At 50.4% G+C, this 20,546-nt stretch carries 16 protein-coding genes; all 16 read right to left on the bottom strand.

Annotated features, from left to right (window positions below):
* Window positions 1-13: 13 nt before the first annotated feature.
* Window positions 14-277: a hypothetical protein gene (locus K3G39_RS19080; RefSeq protein WP_220627775.1), complete on the bottom strand. Its 264-nt coding sequence runs from the start codon at window positions 275-277 to the stop codon at window positions 14-16.
* A 142-nt stretch (window positions 278-419) separates the two neighbouring features.
* A complete protein-coding gene (locus tag K3G39_RS19075; RefSeq protein WP_220627774.1) occupies window positions 420-1,634 on the bottom strand; it encodes a site-specific integrase in 1,215 nt (404 codons plus the stop codon).
* Between the two features lie 512 nt (window positions 1,635-2,146).
* Complete coding sequence (locus K3G39_RS19070; RefSeq protein WP_220627773.1) at window positions 2,147-2,743, bottom strand: mobile mystery protein B; 597 nt, start codon at window positions 2,741-2,743, stop codon at window positions 2,147-2,149.
* Window positions 2,734-3,195 (bottom strand): mobile mystery protein A, encoded by a 462-nt coding sequence (locus tag K3G39_RS19065; protein ID WP_220627772.1) that lies wholly within the window; start codon window positions 3,193-3,195, stop codon window positions 2,734-2,736. The genes K3G39_RS19070 and K3G39_RS19065 overlap by 10 nt, the downstream gene beginning before the upstream one ends.
* A gap of 432 nt (window positions 3,196-3,627) precedes the next feature.
* On the bottom strand, window positions 3,628-3,759 hold the full coding sequence (locus tag K3G39_RS21025) for an Arm DNA-binding domain-containing protein (protein ID WP_255594516.1): 132 nt from the start codon (window positions 3,757-3,759) through the stop codon (window positions 3,628-3,630).
* Window positions 3,760-4,684: 925 nt separating this feature from the next.
* Window positions 4,685-4,825, bottom strand: coding sequence for a hypothetical protein (locus K3G39_RS19060; RefSeq protein WP_220627771.1), 141 nt, complete (start codon window positions 4,823-4,825; stop codon window positions 4,685-4,687).
* 466 nt (window positions 4,826-5,291) lie between these two features.
* Window positions 5,292-6,311: a sensor histidine kinase gene (locus tag K3G39_RS19055; protein WP_220627770.1), complete on the bottom strand. Its 1,020-nt coding sequence runs from the start codon at window positions 6,309-6,311 to the stop codon at window positions 5,292-5,294.
* An 89-nt stretch (window positions 6,312-6,400) separates the two neighbouring features.
* Window positions 6,401-9,478 (bottom strand): lantibiotic dehydratase, encoded by a 3,078-nt coding sequence (locus K3G39_RS19050; RefSeq protein ID WP_220627769.1) that lies wholly within the window; start codon window positions 9,476-9,478, stop codon window positions 6,401-6,403.
* Between the two features lie 193 nt (window positions 9,479-9,671).
* On the bottom strand, window positions 9,672-10,394 hold the full coding sequence (locus K3G39_RS19045) for a LytTR family DNA-binding domain-containing protein (RefSeq protein ID WP_220627768.1): 723 nt from the start codon (window positions 10,392-10,394) through the stop codon (window positions 9,672-9,674).
* 275 nt (window positions 10,395-10,669) lie between these two features.
* Window positions 10,670-11,404, bottom strand: a complete 735-nt coding sequence (locus tag K3G39_RS19040) for a hypothetical protein (protein ID WP_220627767.1) — start codon at window positions 11,402-11,404, stop codon at window positions 10,670-10,672.
* A 12-nt stretch (window positions 11,405-11,416) separates the two neighbouring features.
* Window positions 11,417-13,690 (bottom strand): peptidase domain-containing ABC transporter, encoded by a 2,274-nt coding sequence (locus K3G39_RS19035; RefSeq protein WP_220627766.1) that lies wholly within the window; start codon window positions 13,688-13,690, stop codon window positions 11,417-11,419.
* Window positions 13,691-13,698: 8 nt separating this feature from the next.
* The gene (locus tag K3G39_RS19030) at window positions 13,699-13,887 is read right to left on the bottom strand and encodes a hypothetical protein (protein ID WP_220627765.1); all 189 of its coding nucleotides are present in this window, start codon (window positions 13,885-13,887) and stop codon (window positions 13,699-13,701) included.
* 11 nt (window positions 13,888-13,898) lie between these two features.
* Window positions 13,899-14,096 carry a hypothetical protein gene (locus K3G39_RS19025; RefSeq protein WP_220627764.1) on the bottom strand — a complete coding sequence of 66 codons (198 nt, stop codon included), beginning with the start codon at window positions 14,094-14,096 and terminating at the stop codon, window positions 13,899-13,901.
* An 86-nt stretch (window positions 14,097-14,182) separates the two neighbouring features.
* The gene (locus K3G39_RS19020; protein WP_220627763.1) at window positions 14,183-16,636 is read right to left on the bottom strand and encodes a S9 family peptidase; all 2,454 of its coding nucleotides are present in this window, start codon (window positions 16,634-16,636) and stop codon (window positions 14,183-14,185) included.
* 9 nt (window positions 16,637-16,645) lie between these two features.
* The gene (locus tag K3G39_RS19015; RefSeq protein ID WP_220627762.1) at window positions 16,646-19,816 is read right to left on the bottom strand and encodes a lantibiotic dehydratase; all 3,171 of its coding nucleotides are present in this window, start codon (window positions 19,814-19,816) and stop codon (window positions 16,646-16,648) included.
* 414 nt (window positions 19,817-20,230) lie between these two features.
* Window positions 20,231-20,440: a class I lanthipeptide gene (locus tag K3G39_RS19010; protein ID WP_220627761.1), complete on the bottom strand. Its 210-nt coding sequence runs from the start codon at window positions 20,438-20,440 to the stop codon at window positions 20,231-20,233.
* Window positions 20,441-20,546 lie beyond the last annotated feature (106 nt).

The following is a 20,546-nucleotide window of genomic DNA, read 5'->3' as shown; positions in this document are numbered from 1 at the left end:
TTGCAAGGCAATATTACAGGATCAGTTTTCCAGACCGGACAGGCGTTAAGGCGAGGAGGGTATACCAGTGAGCGGTACTAAACATTCGTGAGAGCTGTTCGTTTACGGCATTGCACAAGGCAACTTCCATAACCGACAGGCATGGGTAAAGCGCCTCGGAAATTTGCACGTTGCACTGGTAATGGGTTATAGCTTTGGCCTGGTCGTGGGAATAAGCGTCAAAGTATTTGCGCACCCTTTCCGTAGAAAAAACTTTTTCTACGTATTGCTTGTTCATAAAATAGCATGCATATTTGCTAATGCAGTCCCGGTCCTTCCTCTCCCAGATAAACAATGCTGGTGAAGAAGCCGGGTTTTTTCTTTTACAGAGATCTCTCGAATTACTTTCACAAGCCAATCCAAACATCCCTTGCTGTTGCTCACTGCTTGAGTCGCTCTCTGAGCAGGCGCATATCCTCCCCTACCTTCACATCCAATATCTTGGCATAATGTTGCGTGGTTCTCATGCTGGTGTGGCCGAGCATCTTTGAGTCACTCTCCATCGGCACCCCCTTGAGCAGTGTCACAGTGGTGGCAAAAGTGTGGCGGGCAGTGTGGAAGGTGACAGGCTTTTCAATTCCACACACATCGGCTATTTCCTTCAGGTAGGCGTTCATCTTCTGGTTGCTCGGCACAGGCAGCAACCTGTCCTCATACAAACACTGCGGGTGATCCTGGTAGCGCGCCAGAATAGTGAGGGCCTTCGGCAACAAGGGTATGCGGGAAGGGGTGTCCGTCTTCTGCCTGTTCTTGAAGATCCACTGCTCCCCGTCCACTCCCGTTTGGATATCTGCACGTTTTAACTGCTGCACGTCCACGTAGGCAAGGCCCGTGTAGCAGCTGAACAGGAAGATGTCCCGCACCTGCGTCAGGCGATCGCTGACGAATTTCTTTTCCGCCATCCGCTCCAGTTCCTCCTCGGACAGGTAGGCTCGCTCCACCTTCCGAAGCTTGGCCTTGTAGTGAAGGAAAGGGTTCATAGTGATCCAGCCATTGGCCAGGCAGATGCGGATGATCTTGCCGAAGTTCTTGATGTACTTGACGGCCGTGTTGTTGGAGCACTTACGCACGCTTCTGAGGTAGAACTCATAATCCGTGACAAAGGCATGATCCACCTGCCGCACGTCAACGTCCTCTATTGCGTACTTCCATTTCACAAAATCCCGGGTGTGGCGCAGCGAGGTGGTGTAGCGCTCCAGGGTGCCGGGGGCAAACTCCTCCCCCACCAGTGCTTCCATTTTGCGGTTGTGCTCGGAGAAGACCTCCAGCAGCATCCTGCCCTTCGCCTCCCTGCCCAGAAGCCTGTCCTTGAGCGCCTCGGCCGTGAGCGGCTGCCGGGCCTCCACTAGCTGGCGCTGCGCCTCGTAGACCCTGGCCTGCAGGATCTCCAGGTAGGCGTTCAGGGACTTGATCTCTTCCTTCTTGCCAAGGGCTCTCCCTGCCTGAGCCAGCCAACTGGCTGGCTCAATGGTCCTGCCTGTGGCCAGCTCGGAGCGTTTGCCCGCTACGGTGATGCGCAGGTAGATGGGCACAGGGCCCTGCTGGTAGTTCTTGGGTTTCTTGAGGTAGAAGAGAAGGCGGAAGTTGATGCTCATAACAGTGACATTAAAGGTTATACAAATATAGCCTTGCAGTCAACCGAAGTCAAGATGTAAAGCTACTGTACATCTTGTGTATCAATCAGTTAAAATCAAATTGGTGAGTAAACGCCTGCTCCAAATGAACTCACCTGATCACGCTCCTGAAATGTGCGAAGAAGTGTGAAAATGAAGCAGGGGCTAAAAACAAAAAAGCCCTTAAATCGCTGATTTAAGGGCTTTTTATGCTAACTGATAAGTTACTCCGCAGAGAGTAAGGGATTCGAACCTACCCCACAATGCTTTTATTATCAATTACTTATAACCTTAAAATCAGCGGTCACCCGAATTTTCCCCCTTCTGAGGATTTCAGTGTTTTCTTTAATCAAATTTACCGCTTTATTTCACAAACAGCAAGCTGACAAAGTAAAAGTTAATTACCCTACTTCCGGTATACAATCTTAGGGAAGAAAGAGCCTATGCCCAGTTACTATCTCCTGCTTCCAATCCAATAACTTCCCGCATAAGGCTCAGCTTTTCGCAAACTGAAGCAGCGGCGTTATGTCACCTTTATCGCCAGCTCGAATGGCGGCAATGTAGGCTTTGCGTGTAGCATCCGCTTTCACCATGTTGGATCTATTCCATGTGAAGGCATCTTCACCAAAGATGGACTCCATGATGATGTCTGCCATGATGCGTGAATGCCGCCCGTTCCCGTTTGGGAAACAGTGGATATTGACCAGCCGATGCTTGAAGCGGATCGCTATCTCGTCTTGGGGATACGTTTTATTATTGATCCAATAGGCGGTGTCGTCTAGCAGGTACCTGAGCTCCATACCTATTGTAACCCAAGCCACCCCAATGTTTTTCTCAGATCTCCTGAACTCACCTGCCCACTTCCAGACATCGTCAAACATGCGTTTGTGCAGCGTTCTGATAAACTTCTCAGTCAATATGGCATCCTTCTTAAACCTGGTGTTCATGGTCCAGGCGATTGCCTTTTCAATGTTTAGCTGTTCGAATTCGTCCAGTTCCCCGTGTGAGGTGATCGTTTTGAGTAGCAGCCCTTCTTTCTCTTCTTCATCTAAAGGAGTCTGGCCATCCAGGTAGGCATATTCTAATCCCATAACGTGCCCTTCATTTCACGTTTAAGTTCTTCAGCTAGCTCTTCGATTGCCTGCCGAATCCGGTCATCGCTATTTCCCTGGTTCTCCAGCTTCATGTGCTGACTTGTTCTTAAGACGATCTTTCTTGCTAGCTGCTGTGCTCGTTGATCGACCAACTTCTCCATTGACCCTTGCTTAGGCACAAAGCCGTACACGAGCTGCATGTCAAGCGCTTCAGCTACCTGCTTCAACACGTTTAGGGAGACGGTACCTGTAGCTTCTCTTTCCTCTATCTTTTTGATGCCTTGCTTTGTCTTGCCCAGCTTATGACCTAACTGCTCTAAAGTCATGTTAAGTGCGACCCGAATAGCGTGAATCCAACCTTGTTCCGGGACTGGAGTCTTAGTCAAAACCTTTAAAGGAGCAATTTTTCGATCCAATTGCTCCAGCAGTAGTTTCTTTTTATTTCGCATAAACACCTTAATTAATCAACATATTTGTTTACTGTTACTTGATAAAGGTAAATATATTAGTTTACTTTCCTTGAATAAAGTAAATATATTGGTTTACACATACCGTGCTATAGTAAACATAAAAGTATACTATTATTTTTAATAAGTAAACATATTAGTTGATTTGTTGACAATTTCAGTCAACCTACACGTTGATTATACAGAATAACGCTGCGAGAATGTGTGCAAAGAAATATCAAGAATACGTGAAGACATATAGAGCTTGAGGTTATTGCATGGTTAGTGGTATAACACTATGAAAATTCCGCCTCTCACAGCTTAGAATTAAAAAATATAGTAGGTCCGCAGGCTTTCAAGCAGCTTCCGGTGGTGATCATAAGCCTTTGCCCGCAAGGTGTCCAGGTAGGCGTTCACGCTCCGGGCCTCGGCCTACTATCGTTCGGGCGAGATGTAGCGGTGGGTGCTCAGCTCCAGCCGCCTACCCTGCAGCGTAACGCGCAGGTAGATCGGCAAAAGGTTGTCGGCTTTCCTGCCGTAGAACAGGATACTGATCTTAGTGTCCATACAACTCCTCCTTTTATACTTGAATTTAACAATCAACCGAAGGCTGCACAAGATGTAAAAACACAGTACATCTTGCTTACAGCCAGCTGGTTGCACATCAATTCGGGTGCCCGAATTGGCTGCCTCAGAAAGGAGAGAAAATGTAAAATTCAGGTGGGGCTAAAAAGCAAAAAGCCCTTAAATCGCTGATTTAAGGGCTTTTTATGCTAACTGATAAGTTACTCCGCAGAGAGTGTGGCTCTAGAAGCCTTTGAACAAACGCATCTATGACCAGACACAACCCTACCTGCATTGGTCGCAGGCTCCATCTCCAAATGCGTATCGGAATACCTGATGTTAAGCCTTTGGACTTTTGACTAAAAGCGCCCATTCACTTAACAATTTACCTGCTCTGATAGCAGGTGGTGATTGACAGCAACGAACACTCTTCTACTAGCAGTGTAAAGTTGAATCATGTTCAAATCACCACTTACCAGTCTGCAGCAGATGAGATAATCTAGAGGCTGTAAAAATTAGCAGGTTAATCGTTTAGGACTCACCTGAGCAGTAGCCTGTCTCTAGAACAGGCATTTCTACTTGCCATCATTTCCGGTTACAATTCATCAGACAAAAACAATCACTCAGGCTGGGCTCAATTGATAGGATGCACTATCGTGCACAAAACGCTGCACGACGCAAATTACCCTTATAATAGTGAGCCCATCGTTGATAGCCATTGGTGTTTGCTTTGTCCCAGTTTTGAAACAGAAGATTTCCGATGAGTCTTTATTCTATCACGCAATAGAGGAATATACTATAGTGCCTGACAACAAAATCCTGATTTGGCCTTTCCTGCTAAAGGAGTGAAAGAGGGCATCAGGTTAGCAAAAAGCCAATAGAAGCGGACACGCTCCGGGCCCCTTTCATACACCTGATGTTAATGTAGCTAAAAGCTCGTTTCTGTGGCAGTTGTTAAAATTGTACAAATACCAGTTGTAAAAACATTATCCAACTTATTGCTTTTACCTGGCTGAGTATTAAGCGTAAAAATGATTTGTTTCTTTAGCTGTAATTTTACTTTCTTCATTTGCCTATTTTTAAGATTTAATCAAATATAAATATATTAATATATTAAAACTTTAAAATTTAGACAAAGGCACGAATTTCTTAGATAAACCTCATCTTACGGCTGACTTTGTCACAAGCAACTAAGACTAGGCTATTGCCATGAGACAATATTTAATTCAGCAAAAGTGCAAGCTGTTACACGTTGGGCGCTTATTCTGGAATCAGGCAGGTAGGCTATATGTGAAGTCTCATATTAAAACTACCAGGCTTTCCTTATATCTTTCGTGATACAGGAAAATAAAGAAGAAGTTGATACGGGGCATGCAGGCTCGTAGAACCGAATGCGGGAAGGTAGCAAAGGATGATCACATTGACCGCCACTTTCTCCCTCAAGCTAATCCAGGAGCACATTTGAATGAACAATCCAGCAGTCTCTTGTAGCTGAAATAAACTGGAATCGGTTGGTACCGGCACCCGGTTCCAGTTTATTTCATTTGAATCTGAAGCACCACGTGAAATGTGGACACTTCCTCCCTAATCATCAGCTCGTGGCGCTCGGGGTATAAAATATTCAGCCGCCGTTTCACGTTCTGCAGGCCGATGCCCGAGTCCCCCTTTTCCCGTGCTCTCCCGTGCGTTGGTCTGCTGTTACTGACCTTAAAAAACAGGACACCATCTTGGCATTGCAGGCTTATCTCCACCCAGGCCTTTTCTATTGTGTTGTGAATGCCGTGCTTAAAGGCGTTCTCTATAAAATTCACCAGCAGCAGGGGTGGAAGCTCCAGCCTTTCATGTCCATTCAAATCGAAATCGTACTCGATCAGGACGCGGCTGTCATGACGCATGGCCTCCAGTCCGATATAGTCACTCAGAAACTTGATCTCTCGTTCAATCGGGATACGCTCCCCTTTCGCCTCGTATAGAGAGAATCGCATGATATCCGAAAGATCCAGCACAATTTTGGCTGCGCGCTCATTGTCAAACACCAGGGAATACAGGCTGTTCAAGGTGTTGAAAAAGAAGTGCGGATTGATTTGGGACCGCAGAAAATTCAGTTCCAGCTCGGAGTTGACCTTCTGTAAATAGAGGTTCTTCCTGGCGGCGTCCTGATTTGATTTGTAGAACTTTATAAAAAGGGTAAACATGCAGAAGGGAAATACAAAGGACATGACCCAGGTAAAGGTGCTCAGCGTAAAAAGGTCCGCAATCCCCCGTAGCTCATACCTGCTTGATAGCGCCTGGAACACGGCATTCTCTGGAAAAAGCCCGGCCAGCAGGGCAATACTGAGAATAGAGGAGATAGCGGAAAAAGTATAGAGTACCAGCAGCAGACCGACCAAGATGCCCCAGTTTCTCGGCTGCACGAACCGAACCAGTCCGTAGGCGATGACATAGTGGTTGGTGGCGACAATCGTCAGCATAGCCAACACAAACAGGGGAAAGGCAGGGTCCAGCAAATTCCCTTGCAAGGGTAGTTTGAGCAGCAGCAAGAGAAAGCAGAACATGCCCAACCACAAAAGGCTATGGACAAAAACTCTGGTAAAGGAATTGTAAGTCTGATAATGTAGCACTTCTAGCGTCATTTGGTTTCCATTTACAGAACATCGGCTCGTTTGAGCTTTTCGGTGTAGTGTTTTTGTAAAAAATAATAAACAACATATTCCTGTAGACGCTGGTCCGTCTTAAACCACCGGTTCATGCTCATGTGGATGTAACTGCCCAGGTTCCTGAAAAGCGCAGGCGCTTTGCCTGAAATATCCTGGCCCAGTTCGTCCTCTACCCGTTGTTTTCGCAGCGCCAGCAAATAGTCAAGCGCATCAGGCACCTCGTTTGCCGTCACTTTGTGTCGAAGCGTCCTGTATTGCTGATCAAGCCTCACCCGCAGTTCCGGCGTAAACTCTTTTCCCAATGAGGCGCAGGCGCTCCGGATAAAATCCAGTCGCTCTGTCAGTCCTAGCTGAAAGGTGTCCAGCCAACTCGCCACGTTGCGCATAGCATACAGAAGGCGCCGGTCCCCTTCCCCGTCTAGCTCCAGCTGCAGGCCAGTGGCCAGGAACAGGGCAGCATCGTGGTAAAAAAGGCGCTCGGACTGCAGCATGTACCGGGCATTGTAGCGCTCTACTTCCCGCACGTAGGTATCGAGCTGCACCTTCCACACCAGGCGCTGCCGCTTGAAGTCGGCCAAAGCCGCATTCAACTCGCTGAGAACATGGCCGAAACGACCTTCCTCTTTCAGGTGCAGCCGCAGCCTGAGGTGGTAGTGCGGATCAGTGAACCGGATAAAATAATACTGGCGGATGTCCCCCGCTGCCTCCAGTCGTTCCACCACGGGCTTAACCGCCTCCGTCAGGATTAAGTCAGCGGCATGGGCCCCACAGTAGATTTTCACATAGAGCCATTCGCCCCCGGGGAAGAAAGTCCGCTGCAGGACCGGCAAACCTTCCTTCTCCACGGTCTGCAGACTGGCCGGCTGGGGGGCATGCTGATAGAGCGGCAGGACAACTTGGTGCAAAAAGCTCCCAGCGGCAGGATCCTCCCTGGTATGCAGCCATTCCGTCAGATGCAGGGCTTGTTGATCTTTGAGTTCCTGCAGCAGGATTTCCCGGTATTCAGGGCGTTGGATGTGAATAACCAGTTGGTTGTCCCCCCGGGTGATAGCCACGGTCGGCGGTAGCTGCCACTGCTTCCAGAAAGCCTCTAACTGGTCCCCTGTACGGTCTCCTTTCAGGAGCTGCCGTGTATCGGCAGCCGTGAATTTCCAGGTGGCGGGCGAGAGGATGACATTCCGGTAAGAGAGCCGCGGCATAAATTTCAGTCCTGTCGCCCAACTTCCCCAGTCCACCCCCAGCGCGGTTTTACCCTCGTGCTGGATGGCACATAGGAAGTGGTACAGCGGCAAGGCCCGCTGAGCGTAATTATGGGCGGTCGACAGGCGGGGCACTACCTGCTTTCCAAGTCTTTTGGAGCGGAGCACGATCCTGTCCCCCACGACGCGCAGCATCAGGTCCGCTACGGGCAGCTGCCGCTCACCCGGCACAGAAGCTGCGGACAGGTAGGGAATCTCGAACTCCCGCAGCACCGGCCGCTGCAGGACATTGCCGACCCGTGCCTCCGGTAGGTGCAGCACTTCGGCCAGGACCTTATCAGGACAGAGGGACTGCTCCATTTCGGCTATCTTCCGCCCGAGTGTGTGCATCCCCGCATCCAGGTGGCAAAACCTCCCCAAGAGGCTGTTTGCCGTGGCGCCTCCCACTGTCTGCAGGAAAACTTGCGGCTCAGGGCCGGACGAAACCAGGGAAAACATCGCGGCAAAGGTCTGTGGCAGCTGACCTGTCTTCGGGGCAAAACCGGCGATTTCCACATCCCGCAGTGAGATTTCAGTCGCTCCCTGCCGGATGGCCCGCTCATAACGCTCCCGTAGGAAAGCGTGCCAGGGTTCTGTTACCTGTTCGCTACGATTCCCTTCCGGATAGGCATCCGCCAGCGCGGCATCGGTGATGTTACCAATGCTGCCCAACACTGGGAAGCCGATGCCTGTCTCGGAGTCAATCACCTCCGCCAATGGGACCTCCTCTGATTCGTATTTCTCCACAAAAGCCCGCCGGAACGCCTCGAGTTGCCGCTCCTGCTTTGTCTGGCTGGTTGTGAAACGACTCAGCGCCTCGATCCCCCGCAGTACGGCCTCCACTGTTTTTCCTGGTAGCCTATCCGGCGTAGGGGCCGCTTTGAAAAGATCCAACTGGAAGAAATTATTCCTGTAGTCCGCCATTCCTAACCGTTCCAGTCCTCTTTTAAACAACGTGACCGTTTCATCCCGACGGGTCCTGTCGCTCCTTTCGTTCAACTGGGCGATCGCCTGTTCAAAGCTCGTGAGGACCTCGAGGTAAAGCGTCAGCCGGGCTTGGCTCACTCCTGCCGCCACGGTTTTGAGTTTCCGGACAAGGGAGCCTAATGGATCCGGGTCCGTCACTGACAACTCCAGCTCGCTCACTAGCAGTTGGGAGTCAATGAGCTCGCGAATAAACTGCTCCTTCTCGTCCGCCGTCGCTTCCAGGTCAATCAGCCCCACCGCCTCCCTGAGGAGCACCCCGGCTTCTGCGGCGGCAAAAATCCGCTTCAGTAGGTCGTCCCGCTCCACAGAGGAGATGCGATAGTTGCGTATCCCCTGCTCCAGTGTGTACTCAATGTAGCGGAAAGTGCCCCCTATTTCGTAGAGCGAGTTGTTTGGATAATAAGCCAGCAGGGGAACCAGGGCGGGATCGCGGCTGATGAGGTTGCTGAGGGTGAACAGTAAGTGCATGTCCATCCGGATTACCTTGCGCAGGGAACCAGCACTGCCCGCGATTTCCAGATCTTTCCGCCACCCGGTGATGTGTCCCAGGCTACATCCTGCAAACAGGCCAAAGGGCGTGCAACGGCTGGAAGCCCGGATCAAGTATTTCTTAAGACTAAACCGGACACGCTCCCGCTGACGGTCATCCCCCTGTAGCATCTTAATCGCCTGCTCATACAGGACCGGGGAGGACCAGAAAACCGCTTCCAGGAAAAGATCGTCCTGCAGCTGCACATCCAGCCAGTCATCCAGGCTGTGGGCCGCGTCCGGGTGGATGCCGTCATAGGGGAAAAGCGGACTGCGGACAATGAAGTGTCCGAAAGGGTGGATTGTTGTCATAGTTAATGAGGGGAAGCCGCATGGGCCAAGCAGATACAGCTGTCAAAATAAGGAAAATTTGACAAAGTCACAGAAAGGAGGCGTTAGCCCAGCCAGGTTACCACCCGACGAATAGCGCTGGCTTTCATCCTAAGGGAAAAGGATGAATTGCCGGGCTAAAGCAGCATTTCCTTCCAGCCTGGACCGGGAAGTACTACTTCAACCACTTGTTTGCCTCGTTTTTAATGCTCTCGCGGTAGGTGGACCCGATGATGATTTCCTCGTCGGCCACCGTTGTCTCTAACACATTGCCGTCGATCCCTTTGATTGAGGAGGTGCGCACAATAAAAGAGCGGCTCACCCTGGTAAAGTCCTGAGGAGGCAAAATCTCCAGAATGCGCTTCATGGTGAGGTAGGTAATGATTTTCCGATCTTTGAGGAAAACCTGGACATAATCCTTCATGCCTTTTACCAGCAGGACGTCGTCGAACTTGATGTGCAGCAGTTTGCCATTCACCTTGGCCCAGAAATGGGTAGCCGAGGGCTCTCCCTCCACTTCCTGCTTCCTGGCCGGCTGGATTCCATTGACTAGCTTGTTTACTTTATTTACAGCCTTGAGGAAGCGTTCAAATGAGATCGGCTTTAGCAGGTAGCCGGCCACGTCCAGCTCAAAACCCTCTAGGGCATGGTCAGGGGAGGCGGTGGTTAGAATGATCTGCGGTCGGTGGTTGTTTAGTATTTTAATCAGCTCAATACCGCTCATGGTCGGCATCTGAATATCCATGAAGACAAGATCGGGCTTCAGATTCTCTATATCCTGCAATCCCTCGATCGCGTTTCCGGCTTTCTTAATCACTTCCAGAAAAGGCACTTTCGCGGCGAGTTTTTCAATCACCTCTTGTGCTAGGGGCTCATCATCAATTATTATACACTTCATGCGTCCTACAAAGTTTGTTCACAAGGTTAATCGGTTCAATGGAAGTGGAAACGGGAGCCGGAACAGAACACAGCTTGACAGCATTGTGTCTGGTTTGCTCCGCATGCTTCACCCATGCTAAAAGTACGGGCAGCCGGAACAGCGAGTGATGAAATTTATCTGTCCAAGCCAGCACGATATGTCAAGTTGTCGAAATTTCTTTAGAAAACCCATCTTTTCAACTTAAAAATGCTTCTTTCAACATGATGCGGGACGCTGCGCCTCTTTCAGTCCGGTTAAAGGGGTAGGACATTCCCAAAGATCCTGCCCGCGATGGTCCTTCTTTCCAAAACGATCTCCGCCTTCCCGATCATCAGGTACTTGATGGGCAGTTCCTTCCCCAGGTTCGTCTGCAGCTGCCGGTGATCCAGCGTTACATAGCCCTGCACCTTCCCGTCCACGGGAACCGGGAGAATCTTGGTGATTCGACCGGTTAGAAAGCCAAAGTCCGAGGGTGGGTAGTTGTCCACCGTGATGACAACTTCCTGTCCGAGCTGTATCTTCCCGGATCCTTTTACGGGGTAGAACAGCTTAACTTCAAAATCGGTCGTTTTGGGCACGACCCACACCACATAGTCCTGCGTATTACTGTCATCTATCCCTTTGGAAATGAAAACCTGACCGGACATGGGGGTGATAATAGGTTCATTGATGTTTTTGGAGGTGTTCCGGTGAATGAAGAGAGTGTCTCCAGGCTGCACCCATTCTTCGTCCTTCACAAGGAAAATGAACTCCTGCCCGGCATCCTCTCGCTTGAGGGAAACCTTTCCGGGTTGCTCCTTGGCCTGGATCAACACCTCGGCCGGCACACTGTCCGGAAAGGCGATTGTGTTGCTGATGAAGATACCGATGGCCGAGACGATGAACAGGATGGTAATACCCCACCGGGTGATCCAGTGTGGCACCCGGCCGATGATTTCCTCCATCTCATGGCTCTGCTCTTCTGCATTTAGGGGACTGTGGTTTGGCATTTTATATTCAGTTTAGGCGGCGTCCAGTTCCAATTGATTTTTAACAAGCTCATAGTAGTAGCCGCGCTGGTAGACCAGGCCCAGGTGCGTACCCTGCTCCACAATCTCTCCGTCTTTCATCACGATGATCTGATCGGCTTTTTTGACCGTGCTCAGCCGGTGGGCGATGATCAGCACAGTTCGGCCTTTGTAAAACTCGTCCAGGTTCTCCATGATGATGCGCTCGTTGTTGGAGTCCAGCGCGCTGGTAGCCTCATCGAAGAACATGTACCCCGGCTCTTTGTAAACGGCACGGGCAATGAAGATCCGCTGTTTCTGGCCACCGCTCAGGCCCGAGCCCGTATTCCCTATGCGGGTCGTGAAACCCAGTGGGAGCTGCGAGATATAGTCATGCGCGTTGGCCACGTGCACCGCGTTCATTAACTTGAGCTCGTCGATCTTATTACCGTCCAGGGCAATGTTACGGGCGATGGAGTCAGAGAAGATGTAACCGTCCTGCATCACTGTGCCACACTGGCTTCGCCACAGCTTGGCCGAAATGTCGTTGAGGTTACTCCCATCCACCAGAATCTCCCCTTCGGTGGGGGGATAGAATTTAAGCAGCAGCTTCATCAGCGTTGTCTTCCCGCTCCCGCTGGCACCTACTATGGCTGTAACCTGTCCTTTGGGGATATGGAGACTGATGTTCTTCAACACCATGGCGGACTTCGCGTGTCCATATTGGAAACTGACATTGTCCAGCGTGATGCCCGGTCTGAACCTGCTGTTTAGCCCTTTGGCAAAGAACACCTGGTTGAGCGAGTGTCCGAAGTCCTCCTCGTGCACATCAGCCACCTGCAGGCTGCTTTTTTCCTCGTTCTGCTTATTGTGGATTTCCCCTAGCCGCTCCAGGCTGATTTTGGCGTCCTGCACGGTCTTGACAAACTGGATGAGCTGGTTGAGCGGACCGTTCATCTGCCCGATGATATAAGAGATACTCAGCATCACCCCCAGGGAAATCTGCCCTTCGATCACCAGGAGGGCCGCCATGAAGGAAATCAGGATATTCTTGAGCTGCGTGAAAAACGTGGCGCCGATTTCCTGGTACTGCTCCAGGGCCAAGCTTTTGATGTTGATCTTGAAGAGCTTCGACTGGATTTTCTCCCACTCCCAGCGCCGGGACTTCTGGCTGTTGTAGAGCTTGATCTCCTGCATGCCAGTAATGATCTCATAAATGCTGTTCTGGTTTTCCCGTGCCCGCTGAAAGCGGTTGTAGTCGATGTTGCGCCTCCGTTTGAGAAAGAGGAAAATCCAGGCCACCGACAGGCTGCTCCCCACAAAGAATACAAGCAAAAACCGCATGTCGTAAATACCCAGCACAATGGAGAAAATCACCAAGTTGATGATGGAGAAAAGCGTACTCAGTGCGGAGCCCGTCAGGAAGCTTTCAATACGGTGGTGGTCACTGATGCGCTGGGTGATGTCGCCAATGTTCTTTGACTCAAAGAAGTTAATGGGCAACTTCATTAATTTTATCAGGAAATTGGAGATAATCGTGATGCTGATGCGTGTGCTGACATGGAGCAGTATCCAGTTTCGGATCAGGCTGACCAGCAGGCTTCCGATAAAGAGGGCCAGCTGGGAAATCAGCACCAGGTGGACGAAGCCAATATTCTGCTTGTTGATCCCGAAGTCCACCAGGCTCTGCGTCAGGAAAGGAAAGCACATGCTGATAAAACTGGCCAGGATCATCCCCAGGAAAATCTGGAAGATAAAAGCCTTGTAGGGCTTGATGTACTGAAACAGGAAGCCAATGCTGGAGGAACTCTCCTCGGTCTCCTCATCCGAGTCGCGGCTGTAAAATTCCGGCGTGGTCTCCAGCAGGAGGGCAACCCCTCTCCCGTCCTCCGTGCTGACCCAGCACTTCTTGAACGTTTCCACGTCCACCTCCACCAGGTTATGGCCGGGATCCCCGATCACCAGCTTCTCTTCCCGCCGCAGCAGGGACTTCTCCTTCACGTCGTAGAGCACCACGAAGTGGTCCTGGTTCCAGTGCAGGATGCAGGGAAGAGGCACCTCCTCCTTCAACTGATTGTAGGAGAGCTTGCCTACCAGCGTTTTGAACCCGACCTTTTCTGAGGCCTCGCTGAGCCCCAGAAAACTCACGCCATTCTTGGTGATATGCGAGATGGACCGCAGGTAGTCCAGGGTGTACTCTTTCCCGTAATATGCACTCACCATTCTTAAACAGGTGGGACCGCAGTCCATGTAGTCCAACTGCTTATAAAACTTATACTTGGAATGCATCGCCCGCGCTATTGATTAGGAAATTTGTTTGTCGTGGTCGGCCAGTGGGTCTCTACCGTAGTGCCGGCGTTCCCACCAGCCAGGTTGTCCAGGTCCGTGTCGTCGTTTTGCTCCTGTCCCTCGGCATCGCCAAACAGGCGTAGCCGCTTGAGCTCTTCGATCGTTTTCCTGTCTTTCACTTTTTTGCTCTTTTTCATATCCGTTTAGGTTATACTATTTCCTCCATGCCACTCAACAGTTGACTGACCTTTATCCGCACGCTTTGGTGCTTGTCCGAACTGTAGATGGTTGGCTTGTATTCCTTGAAGCCTCCGCTCAGTCGGTTTGCCTCCGACTCTTCGAGGGATAACGCGTGAAAGTCTCCCAGACCTTTGCGCTTGCTTTTGAAGTTGAATAGCTTTTTCATGTTTTCTTTCTTTTCGATTAAATTGATGAAGAACTGGTCAAAAAAGAATTTTATTAGACCAACAATCAGGAAGGCTTAGACAAAGGCTATTTTTCATCCGCCCAACTGGAAGCCTTGAGAGCCGGATCCTCTCGGAAGTGCTTCCTCAACCAATGGTCAACTTCCCAAAGGATGTGCAGGTAAGAAGCCCGCAAGCCATAGGAATGCGGCTCACCTGGCAGGGATACGAAACGCACCGTTTTGCCCAGGCCCTTCAAAGCGGCAAAGTACTGCTCAGATTGGCTGTAATGCGTACCAGGATTCTCATCCAGCTCCCCATGGAAAAGCAAGATGGGATGGGCCAGCTTGTCCGCGTTCTGAAGCGGCGATAGTCGGTGGTAGAGAGCCTGTTCTTCCCAATATGTCCGGTACTCCCGCTGGAAACCGAAGGGTGTAAGCGACCTGTTATAAGCCCCACTCAAGGCCACTCCAGTTTTAAACAAATTGGTGTGGGTCAACAGGTTAGCCACCATAAAAGCCCCGTAGGAATGTCCTATGACCGCTACCTTTCCCGTATCGATGAGACCCGTTTTCCCTGCCGCCCTGATGGCTGCCTGCGCATTCAGTTCGATCTGCTCTAAATACGTATCATTGGGATGACTCCCTTTCCGACCTATGATCGGGAAGGAGGTATTATCCAAAACAGCGTATCCAGACAAGGCCAGTAATTTTTGCAGGGACAGGTTGGCTTCATACCGGTAGGGGTTAGCCGTGACTGCCCCGGCATCGGCAGGGCGTATATAATCCAGCGGGTAGGCATAAATCAGGCAGCCCATCAGCCGATCATCCCGCACACTGTCTTTGTTATAATACAAGGTAGCCCGCAGCGGGATGCTGTCACTCCTGAGGAAGGATAGCTCCTTCTTAACCAGGGATGTATTTAACAGCGACAGCTTGTCGCTGTTGTAGGTCAACACTTCCTCGTGCAGATTTTCCAGATCAAGTCGTACCAAATTGTTTGGGATGGTTCTCGACTGCCGAGCCATAATCCAGGTCATGGATCCGGGGCCGTTTTCAAACGCAACCGGGTACTCATAATAGGGCGCGCTGGACCGCCAAATCTCGTCGCTGCGTTTACGGGTAAGGTGGAATTTTTCCAGTACGGGTACCACCTCGCCTTTCTCATTCTGCGTTTTCCGGGAAAGGAAAATGCTTCCGTCCTGGAACAGCAGCTTTTTCAGCCCTGCAGTTTTCACCTGCACCGGTACTCCCGGATCGATCGTCGGCCCCTGATTACCCGAAACCATCAGGGTATCAAGTGTCCTACCCGTTAAAGGATTAAAAAGTAACCAGTTGACCGATCTGTTTGTCCACCATTTCTCTACCATAATTGCCAGGGAATCATTCACCCAGTAGGTGGTCTCCGCCCGCAGGCTGCTCGTCTGCAGCAGGCGGGGTACTTTATCGAAGGGCGCCTGCCAGGCCCATAACTGATCTCTCTCCCTGCTTTCGATTTTTGGGTCTCCTCCATCTTTTGCCTCGACCCAGGTCAATGTCGCGCCTACATCCGTTCTCCAGGCAAAATCCCGGGGCACCTGGTAGGCCGCGTCCCTGCCCAGCGGCCGGATCACGGCAGGAAGCTCCTTTTTGGCGACTTCTTTCCCATTCCTTCCAAGTATAACAATGTCTGAAGGGAAGCGGTGGAAAGTCAGCGTGTATGAATAAGGTTTCTTCACATAATGCACCTTGAGGTACTTGCCGTCTGGGGAAGGCGCAAAGCTGGCGATTATTCCGCTCTTCCCTATATTGGACACCCTTCCTTTCATGTCCACCTTTTTCAGCTGTGTTGTGGCGTAATACTCAAAAAGCGCCTCATCCGCCTCACTCTTCAGCAGCCCCTGATAGGTCCGCTGGGGCAGGGTGTGCCTGTCATTCTCGTAAATGGCGGGCTTACGGGACGATACCATGGGTTCGGCTTGTCCCCTATCCGGAATTGCGGCAAAAACAATGGCCTTTTCCTGGGGGAGCCAGGCAAAGAGCTCTTCTTCAACAAGTGAAAAGTTAAGGTATCCCTCGTAAATTCTTCTTGCTTTCCTGGTTTTGATATCCACGACCCACAACCGCACCCCCTTCTCCTCCAGAACGGCCAGACCCAGGTGCTGGCTGTCATAAGACCATTTATAGTCCACCAGCTGAAAATGGGCAGGCAATCCCTTGATGGGATAGGTCGCAGAATCCCTGTTGGCGTATTTAAACGAGATGGCAGTATACCAGGACTTGTCTGCGGGCAGGTTGGAATGCGTGTCAAACTTGACTCCAGCCAGTGTTACAGTCCGCCTCTCCCCTCCCTGGGAACTGGATAAAAATCGGTCATAGCTACAGAGTAAGATAATTCTCCTGTCAGGGCTCAGGCTCATGACCGGCTCTGTCGGCAGGTTAATCAACTCCTCCAGGGCTCTGGCGGGTTTTTGATAAGCAAGGGAGTTTTGTGCCTGACCGGAGAAGGAGACACTCCACAGGAACACTGAAAAAAGCATTATAATGGCGCTACGTTGCATCATGTTCTTTCTTTATGCGGTGACTTCTTCATTTTTTTTCCTGGAAGCACTTGCTTCCCTGGCAATTTTAGAATCGTAATATTTAGCCAGATAATGGTAGATAACGGTTTCGTGAATCCGCTGCCTGGCAATGAAGGTTCTGTTCAGTGTCATATGGACATGACTGCTTATCAGGCTGGACAGCGAAACCTCCTCCTGGCTGTGGGCCTGTTTCAGAATATCCACAATATCCTTCGTCACTAGCCTGTTCCGTTCTGACCTGCGCTTGAAGCAGTCGATCGCCTCACGCACGTCCTCCTGTTTATGCCTGTTGTGATCCAGCAGCTCCCGGATATCCGCTGCCTTTGCTCTGTAACCATCATTTAAACTGATCCATAGCCGCTTCGACTGGCTCCCTTTATTCGCCTCCTGGTAGAAGTACTCCCTGAGTTGGCTCATCAGCTGAAACTTCTCATATAAGGACAGTCCGAAATCATCCAGCAAACGGTCTACATTCAGTAGGGCGAACAGCCACCTGTACTCCTCACCGCTGTCCCCGTCAATGAGCTCTAAAAACTCTGTGACGGCGATACTGTCGAAAAAGAACAGGCTCTCACTTAACTCCATGGTATGATTGCCGTATCTTTCCAGCTCACGCTGATAGGTGTCAATCTGCACTTTGTGGATCAGCCCGTTCTCCTGGAAAGGCTGCAGCAGGAATTTTATGCGGTCAATGACCGTACTCCAGAACTTTTCGTTGCTCCCGTTAAAAAACCTGACCCGTAAATGATGGCCATGCTCGTCATATCGGATGAAAAACCATTTTTCGATCACTCCATCAATCAGGAGGGTCTCGGCTAGGGGCTTGATGGCCTCAATAAGGATTTTGTCAGCGGTCTTATTTCCCAAAAAAATTTTAAAGTACAGCCAGTGTTCTCCCAGGTGGTAGTCTCGCTTTGTACTTTCAGCCAACGGTGGCGTCGGCTGCGTCCGCCGATCGGCCGTCGCGGTTTCATGCTGTGTAAAGAATGGAATAACCAGTTCATTAGTATAGCTTCCCCGTTCGTCCTTGATAAAGCAATTGTCGGTCGTAAACAGAAACTCCTGCAGGACAACATCTCTTTTCTTTAGCTTATCTGCGAGAATCTGGAGGCTAAGCGGTGAGGACATGCTTAAGAGGAGCTCATTGTCCCCCTCCACCAGGGCCACTTTATCCGGCATGCGAAACTTGCTTTTCAACATTTCAAAATAGGATTGCGTGGAATCCTGGCGCGTTGCCTTCAGGAAATCTGATTTTTTCAGATTCCAGGTTGCCCGGCTCAAAATTATCTTCCCATATTGTACCCGGGGCAGAAAAGGCTGATGTTTAAAGACAGACCAGTTCCAAAGCTGCAAACTGTCCAATCCCTGGTTCTGTAGATCACATAGAAACTTGTAAATGGGGAGCCCCTGCACATAGTTATGCGCATTGGTGAGCCTGGGAATGATTTGCTTTTTAAGTTTCTTTGAACGCAATACCACCAACCCACTGCTGACCGATACTGTCAGGTCCGATAGTCGGATGACAAAGTCATCCGCAACAGAAGCCTGTGTCAGGATCGGTATCTCATAGGCGCGCACGGTAGGACGCATGATCACATTCCCGGTTCTGCCGTCAGGCAGATGCACAATCTCAGCGAAAATCACGTCTGGATGCAAATGCTCTTCTGTACGTAGCGTCTCTTTGACACTCGCCTCCAGTTTCTCATCCCCATGGCAAAAACGTGACAGGAGATTTGCTCCTGAGGGACCGTTGGCACTACTGAGTAAAAACTGGAAATTGCCTTCATCCAGTTCTTTGGAAGATCCTGCCAACAGGCTTCCAAAGAGGAACATGCTAGCCGGCAGATTTGATTTCCTGCCGCTTACAGCGGCGTCAACTTTTGAATGCTGCAGGTCAACCAGCCTGCTTCCCGTTTGGATCGCATCCAAAATAAGGCGCAATGCGTGGTCTTTGTCCGCCCCCCATGCAGTATTGCGTGCCTGCCTGCCTGGCGGCACATGAATATTCTCCAACAGGGGCATGAAGGCAAAAGCTCCGGGGTCTGTCACGTTATAGCCAACACCGTTCTCTGAATCCAATGCTACCAGCAAAGGCACTTCCTGCTCTCCGTACTTCGCTTCAAACTTCGTAATAAACTGACGTAGGCCGGGAGCCTGTCCGAAAGGCTGCAGGGTCATGCATCTTCCTGCCAGGTCAGCAATTTCCTTGATGACGCCACTGCTGATGGTGTTCTGCCTGGTATTGAAGAACAGGTCCGTCTGCACAATGTCTTTCGTCTGGGTAGGCACATACTTGCTCAGGATACCTTTTACCTTTTCACTCGACTCTTCCGTCCAATTGCCGGACTTCACCAGCTGATTTACGGTTTCCAGGTCAGAAACCAGCAGACCGGTATCCTCTAGTGCTTTCAGCCGCTCAATCAGCAGGCCAAAGTACTCCTCCCCTGTGATGGAGGGCAGTAAGTCACTCACCAGGATCTGTGACTCGATCAGGTTATCTATAAACCTGATCGTTTCCGCTTCCTCAAAGTTCTTGTCGGTCAAAGACTGGATCAGGGCTGTGTAGGAGACACCCGTCTGCGCCAATAGCAGCATATCCCGAATAATGCTGTTCCCTTTAAAAGAGGACAGCCTATACTTCCGGGTGGATTTGAAGGTGGAGAATTCAATATACCTGAAATCATTCCCGGTTGCATAAAGCGTCTCATTCGGGTAAAACAGAAGCTGACTCTTAATGCCCGGGATTCTGTTGATGTATTCCGAAAGTGCTGATACGTAATACATGTCAAGCCGCGAGATCGTCCTGAGCTTGTCTTCTCCGAATTCGATCCGGGTAGTCGTGCCAAACGAGCCAAGGGCGCATCCTGCGAACAGCCCGAAGGGTGTGCAGCGACTGCTCATGCGGACATAGTACTTGTAGAAAGACTTGATTACTTTTTCGTCAACTGAAAAAGGCTTCCCACTTGCCAGAAAGTTGTCGAGCGCCTTCGTAAAATCCGGGGAAGCAAGGAAAAAGGCGCTTCTGATAAAGGGTTCTGAAATTTTACTACTGATATGCTGCAGGGCCGGACTTCCTCCGCTCTCTATGAATTCAAAAGACTCCTCAATGGGGAGGGCTGAAGTTCTTAACAGGTAATACTCTAAAGAATGAAATAATTTCATAACCAGGTTTTGTTTAATCTTAATAAAGGGAGTTTTCCTGCACAGTAAGCTGAATACATGCTGGCACTCCCCTACTTGATGTAGCAGTTTATATCCGGCCTTGGCAAATTATAAGAGAAGATGATGGTGTAGCATGAATATCCATATAATCCTGCTGTCTGGTAGGGAAGCAACACAACCTGCATGTCCCTTTAGCTGCCTGACTGGCGTTTGCACTGCACGTTCCTGTGTGCCAGCTTACATGTCCCATCAGCCTTCTATTCTTTCAGGACAGGCACTTTGATCAGTACCAGTCCAATGGTATTCCTGTCTTGCCGATGTGCCAGCCTTTGGCGCGGCTGCCACAACCCAGAAATCAGAATTATTTCAAATTATCATGCACCGGTAGTCTTGGGAAATTCTTCAATTACAGCATTATCTGTAGGAAGCGCAGCAGTCAGTAGCAGTGGGCTGAATTGGTGGCAGCTCCTCCCCCTCCTTAGGTCTCATAGTAATAAAGCAGGTAGCCTCGTCGCCGCTATCCGGATCGCCGGCGCCGCCCGCCAGGGCGTCCAGCTGCTTTTGGTCCAGTCGCGCGATCGTTTCCTTGTCCAGGTTCAGGGGGCTTACGTTCTTCTTTTTCATCTTAATTCGTTTTTAAGGGTTAAAAGCATTTCCTGTGATTGATGAATTAATACTAGAAAGGTAGCCACAAATGCTTCGGTGTGGTAACTCTTTAGACGTACCCGAC

The sequence above is a fragment of the Pontibacter sp. HSC-14F20 genome (assembly GCF_019599265.1).
Classification (GTDB): Bacteria; Bacteroidota; Bacteroidia; order Cytophagales; family Hymenobacteraceae; genus Pontibacter.
The sequence above is the reverse complement of the archived record's forward strand: the minus strand, read 5'-3'. Positions and strand labels throughout refer to the sequence as shown.

Excerpts from the sequence above, each read along its gene's own strand:
- K3G39_RS19020 (WP_220627763.1), bottom strand. The coding sequence starts at position 16,636 with ATGATGCAACGTAGCGCCATTATAATGCTTTTTTCAGTGTTCCTGTGG.
- K3G39_RS19025 (WP_220627764.1), bottom strand. The coding sequence starts at position 14,096 with ATGAAAAAGCTATTCAACTTCAAAAGCAAGCGCAAAGGTCTGGGAGAC.
- K3G39_RS19065 (WP_220627772.1), bottom strand. The coding sequence starts at position 3,195 with ATGCGAAATAAAAAGAAACTACTGCTGGAGCAATTGGATCGAAAAATT.
- K3G39_RS19010 (WP_220627761.1), bottom strand. The coding sequence starts at position 20,440 with ATGAAAAAGAAGAACGTAAGCCCCCTGAACCTGGACAAGGAAACGATC.
- K3G39_RS19040 (WP_220627767.1), bottom strand. The coding sequence starts at position 11,404 with ATGCCAAACCACAGTCCCCTAAATGCAGAAGAGCAGAGCCATGAGATG.
- K3G39_RS19080 (WP_220627775.1), bottom strand. The coding sequence starts at position 277 with ATGAACAAGCAATACGTAGAAAAAGTTTTTTCTACGGAAAGGGTGCGC.
- K3G39_RS19070 (WP_220627773.1), bottom strand. The coding sequence starts at position 2,743 with ATGGGATTAGAATATGCCTACCTGGATGGCCAGACTCCTTTAGATGAA.
- K3G39_RS19035 (WP_220627766.1), bottom strand. The coding sequence starts at position 13,690 with ATGCATTCCAAGTATAAGTTTTATAAGCAGTTGGACTACATGGACTGC.
- K3G39_RS21025 (WP_255594516.1), bottom strand. The coding sequence starts at position 3,759 with ATGGACACTAAGATCAGTATCCTGTTCTACGGCAGGAAAGCCGACAAC.
- K3G39_RS19045 (WP_220627768.1), bottom strand. The coding sequence starts at position 10,394 with ATGAAGTGTATAATAATTGATGATGAGCCCCTAGCACAAGAGGTGATT.
- K3G39_RS19015 (WP_220627762.1), bottom strand. The coding sequence starts at position 19,816 with ATGAAATTATTTCATTCTTTAGAGTATTACCTGTTAAGAACTTCAGCC.
- K3G39_RS19050 (WP_220627769.1), bottom strand. The coding sequence starts at position 9,478 with ATGACAACAATCCACCCTTTCGGACACTTCATTGTCCGCAGTCCGCTT.
- K3G39_RS19075 (WP_220627774.1), bottom strand. The coding sequence starts at position 1,634 with ATGAGCATCAACTTCCGCCTTCTCTTCTACCTCAAGAAACCCAAGAAC.
- K3G39_RS19060 (WP_220627771.1), bottom strand. The coding sequence starts at position 4,825 with ATGAAGAAAGTAAAATTACAGCTAAAGAAACAAATCATTTTTACGCTT.
- K3G39_RS19030 (WP_220627765.1), bottom strand. The coding sequence starts at position 13,887 with ATGAAAAAGAGCAAAAAAGTGAAAGACAGGAAAACGATCGAAGAGCTC.
- K3G39_RS19055 (WP_220627770.1), bottom strand. The coding sequence starts at position 6,311 with ATGTTCTGCTTTCTCTTGCTGCTGCTCAAACTACCCTTGCAAGGGAAT.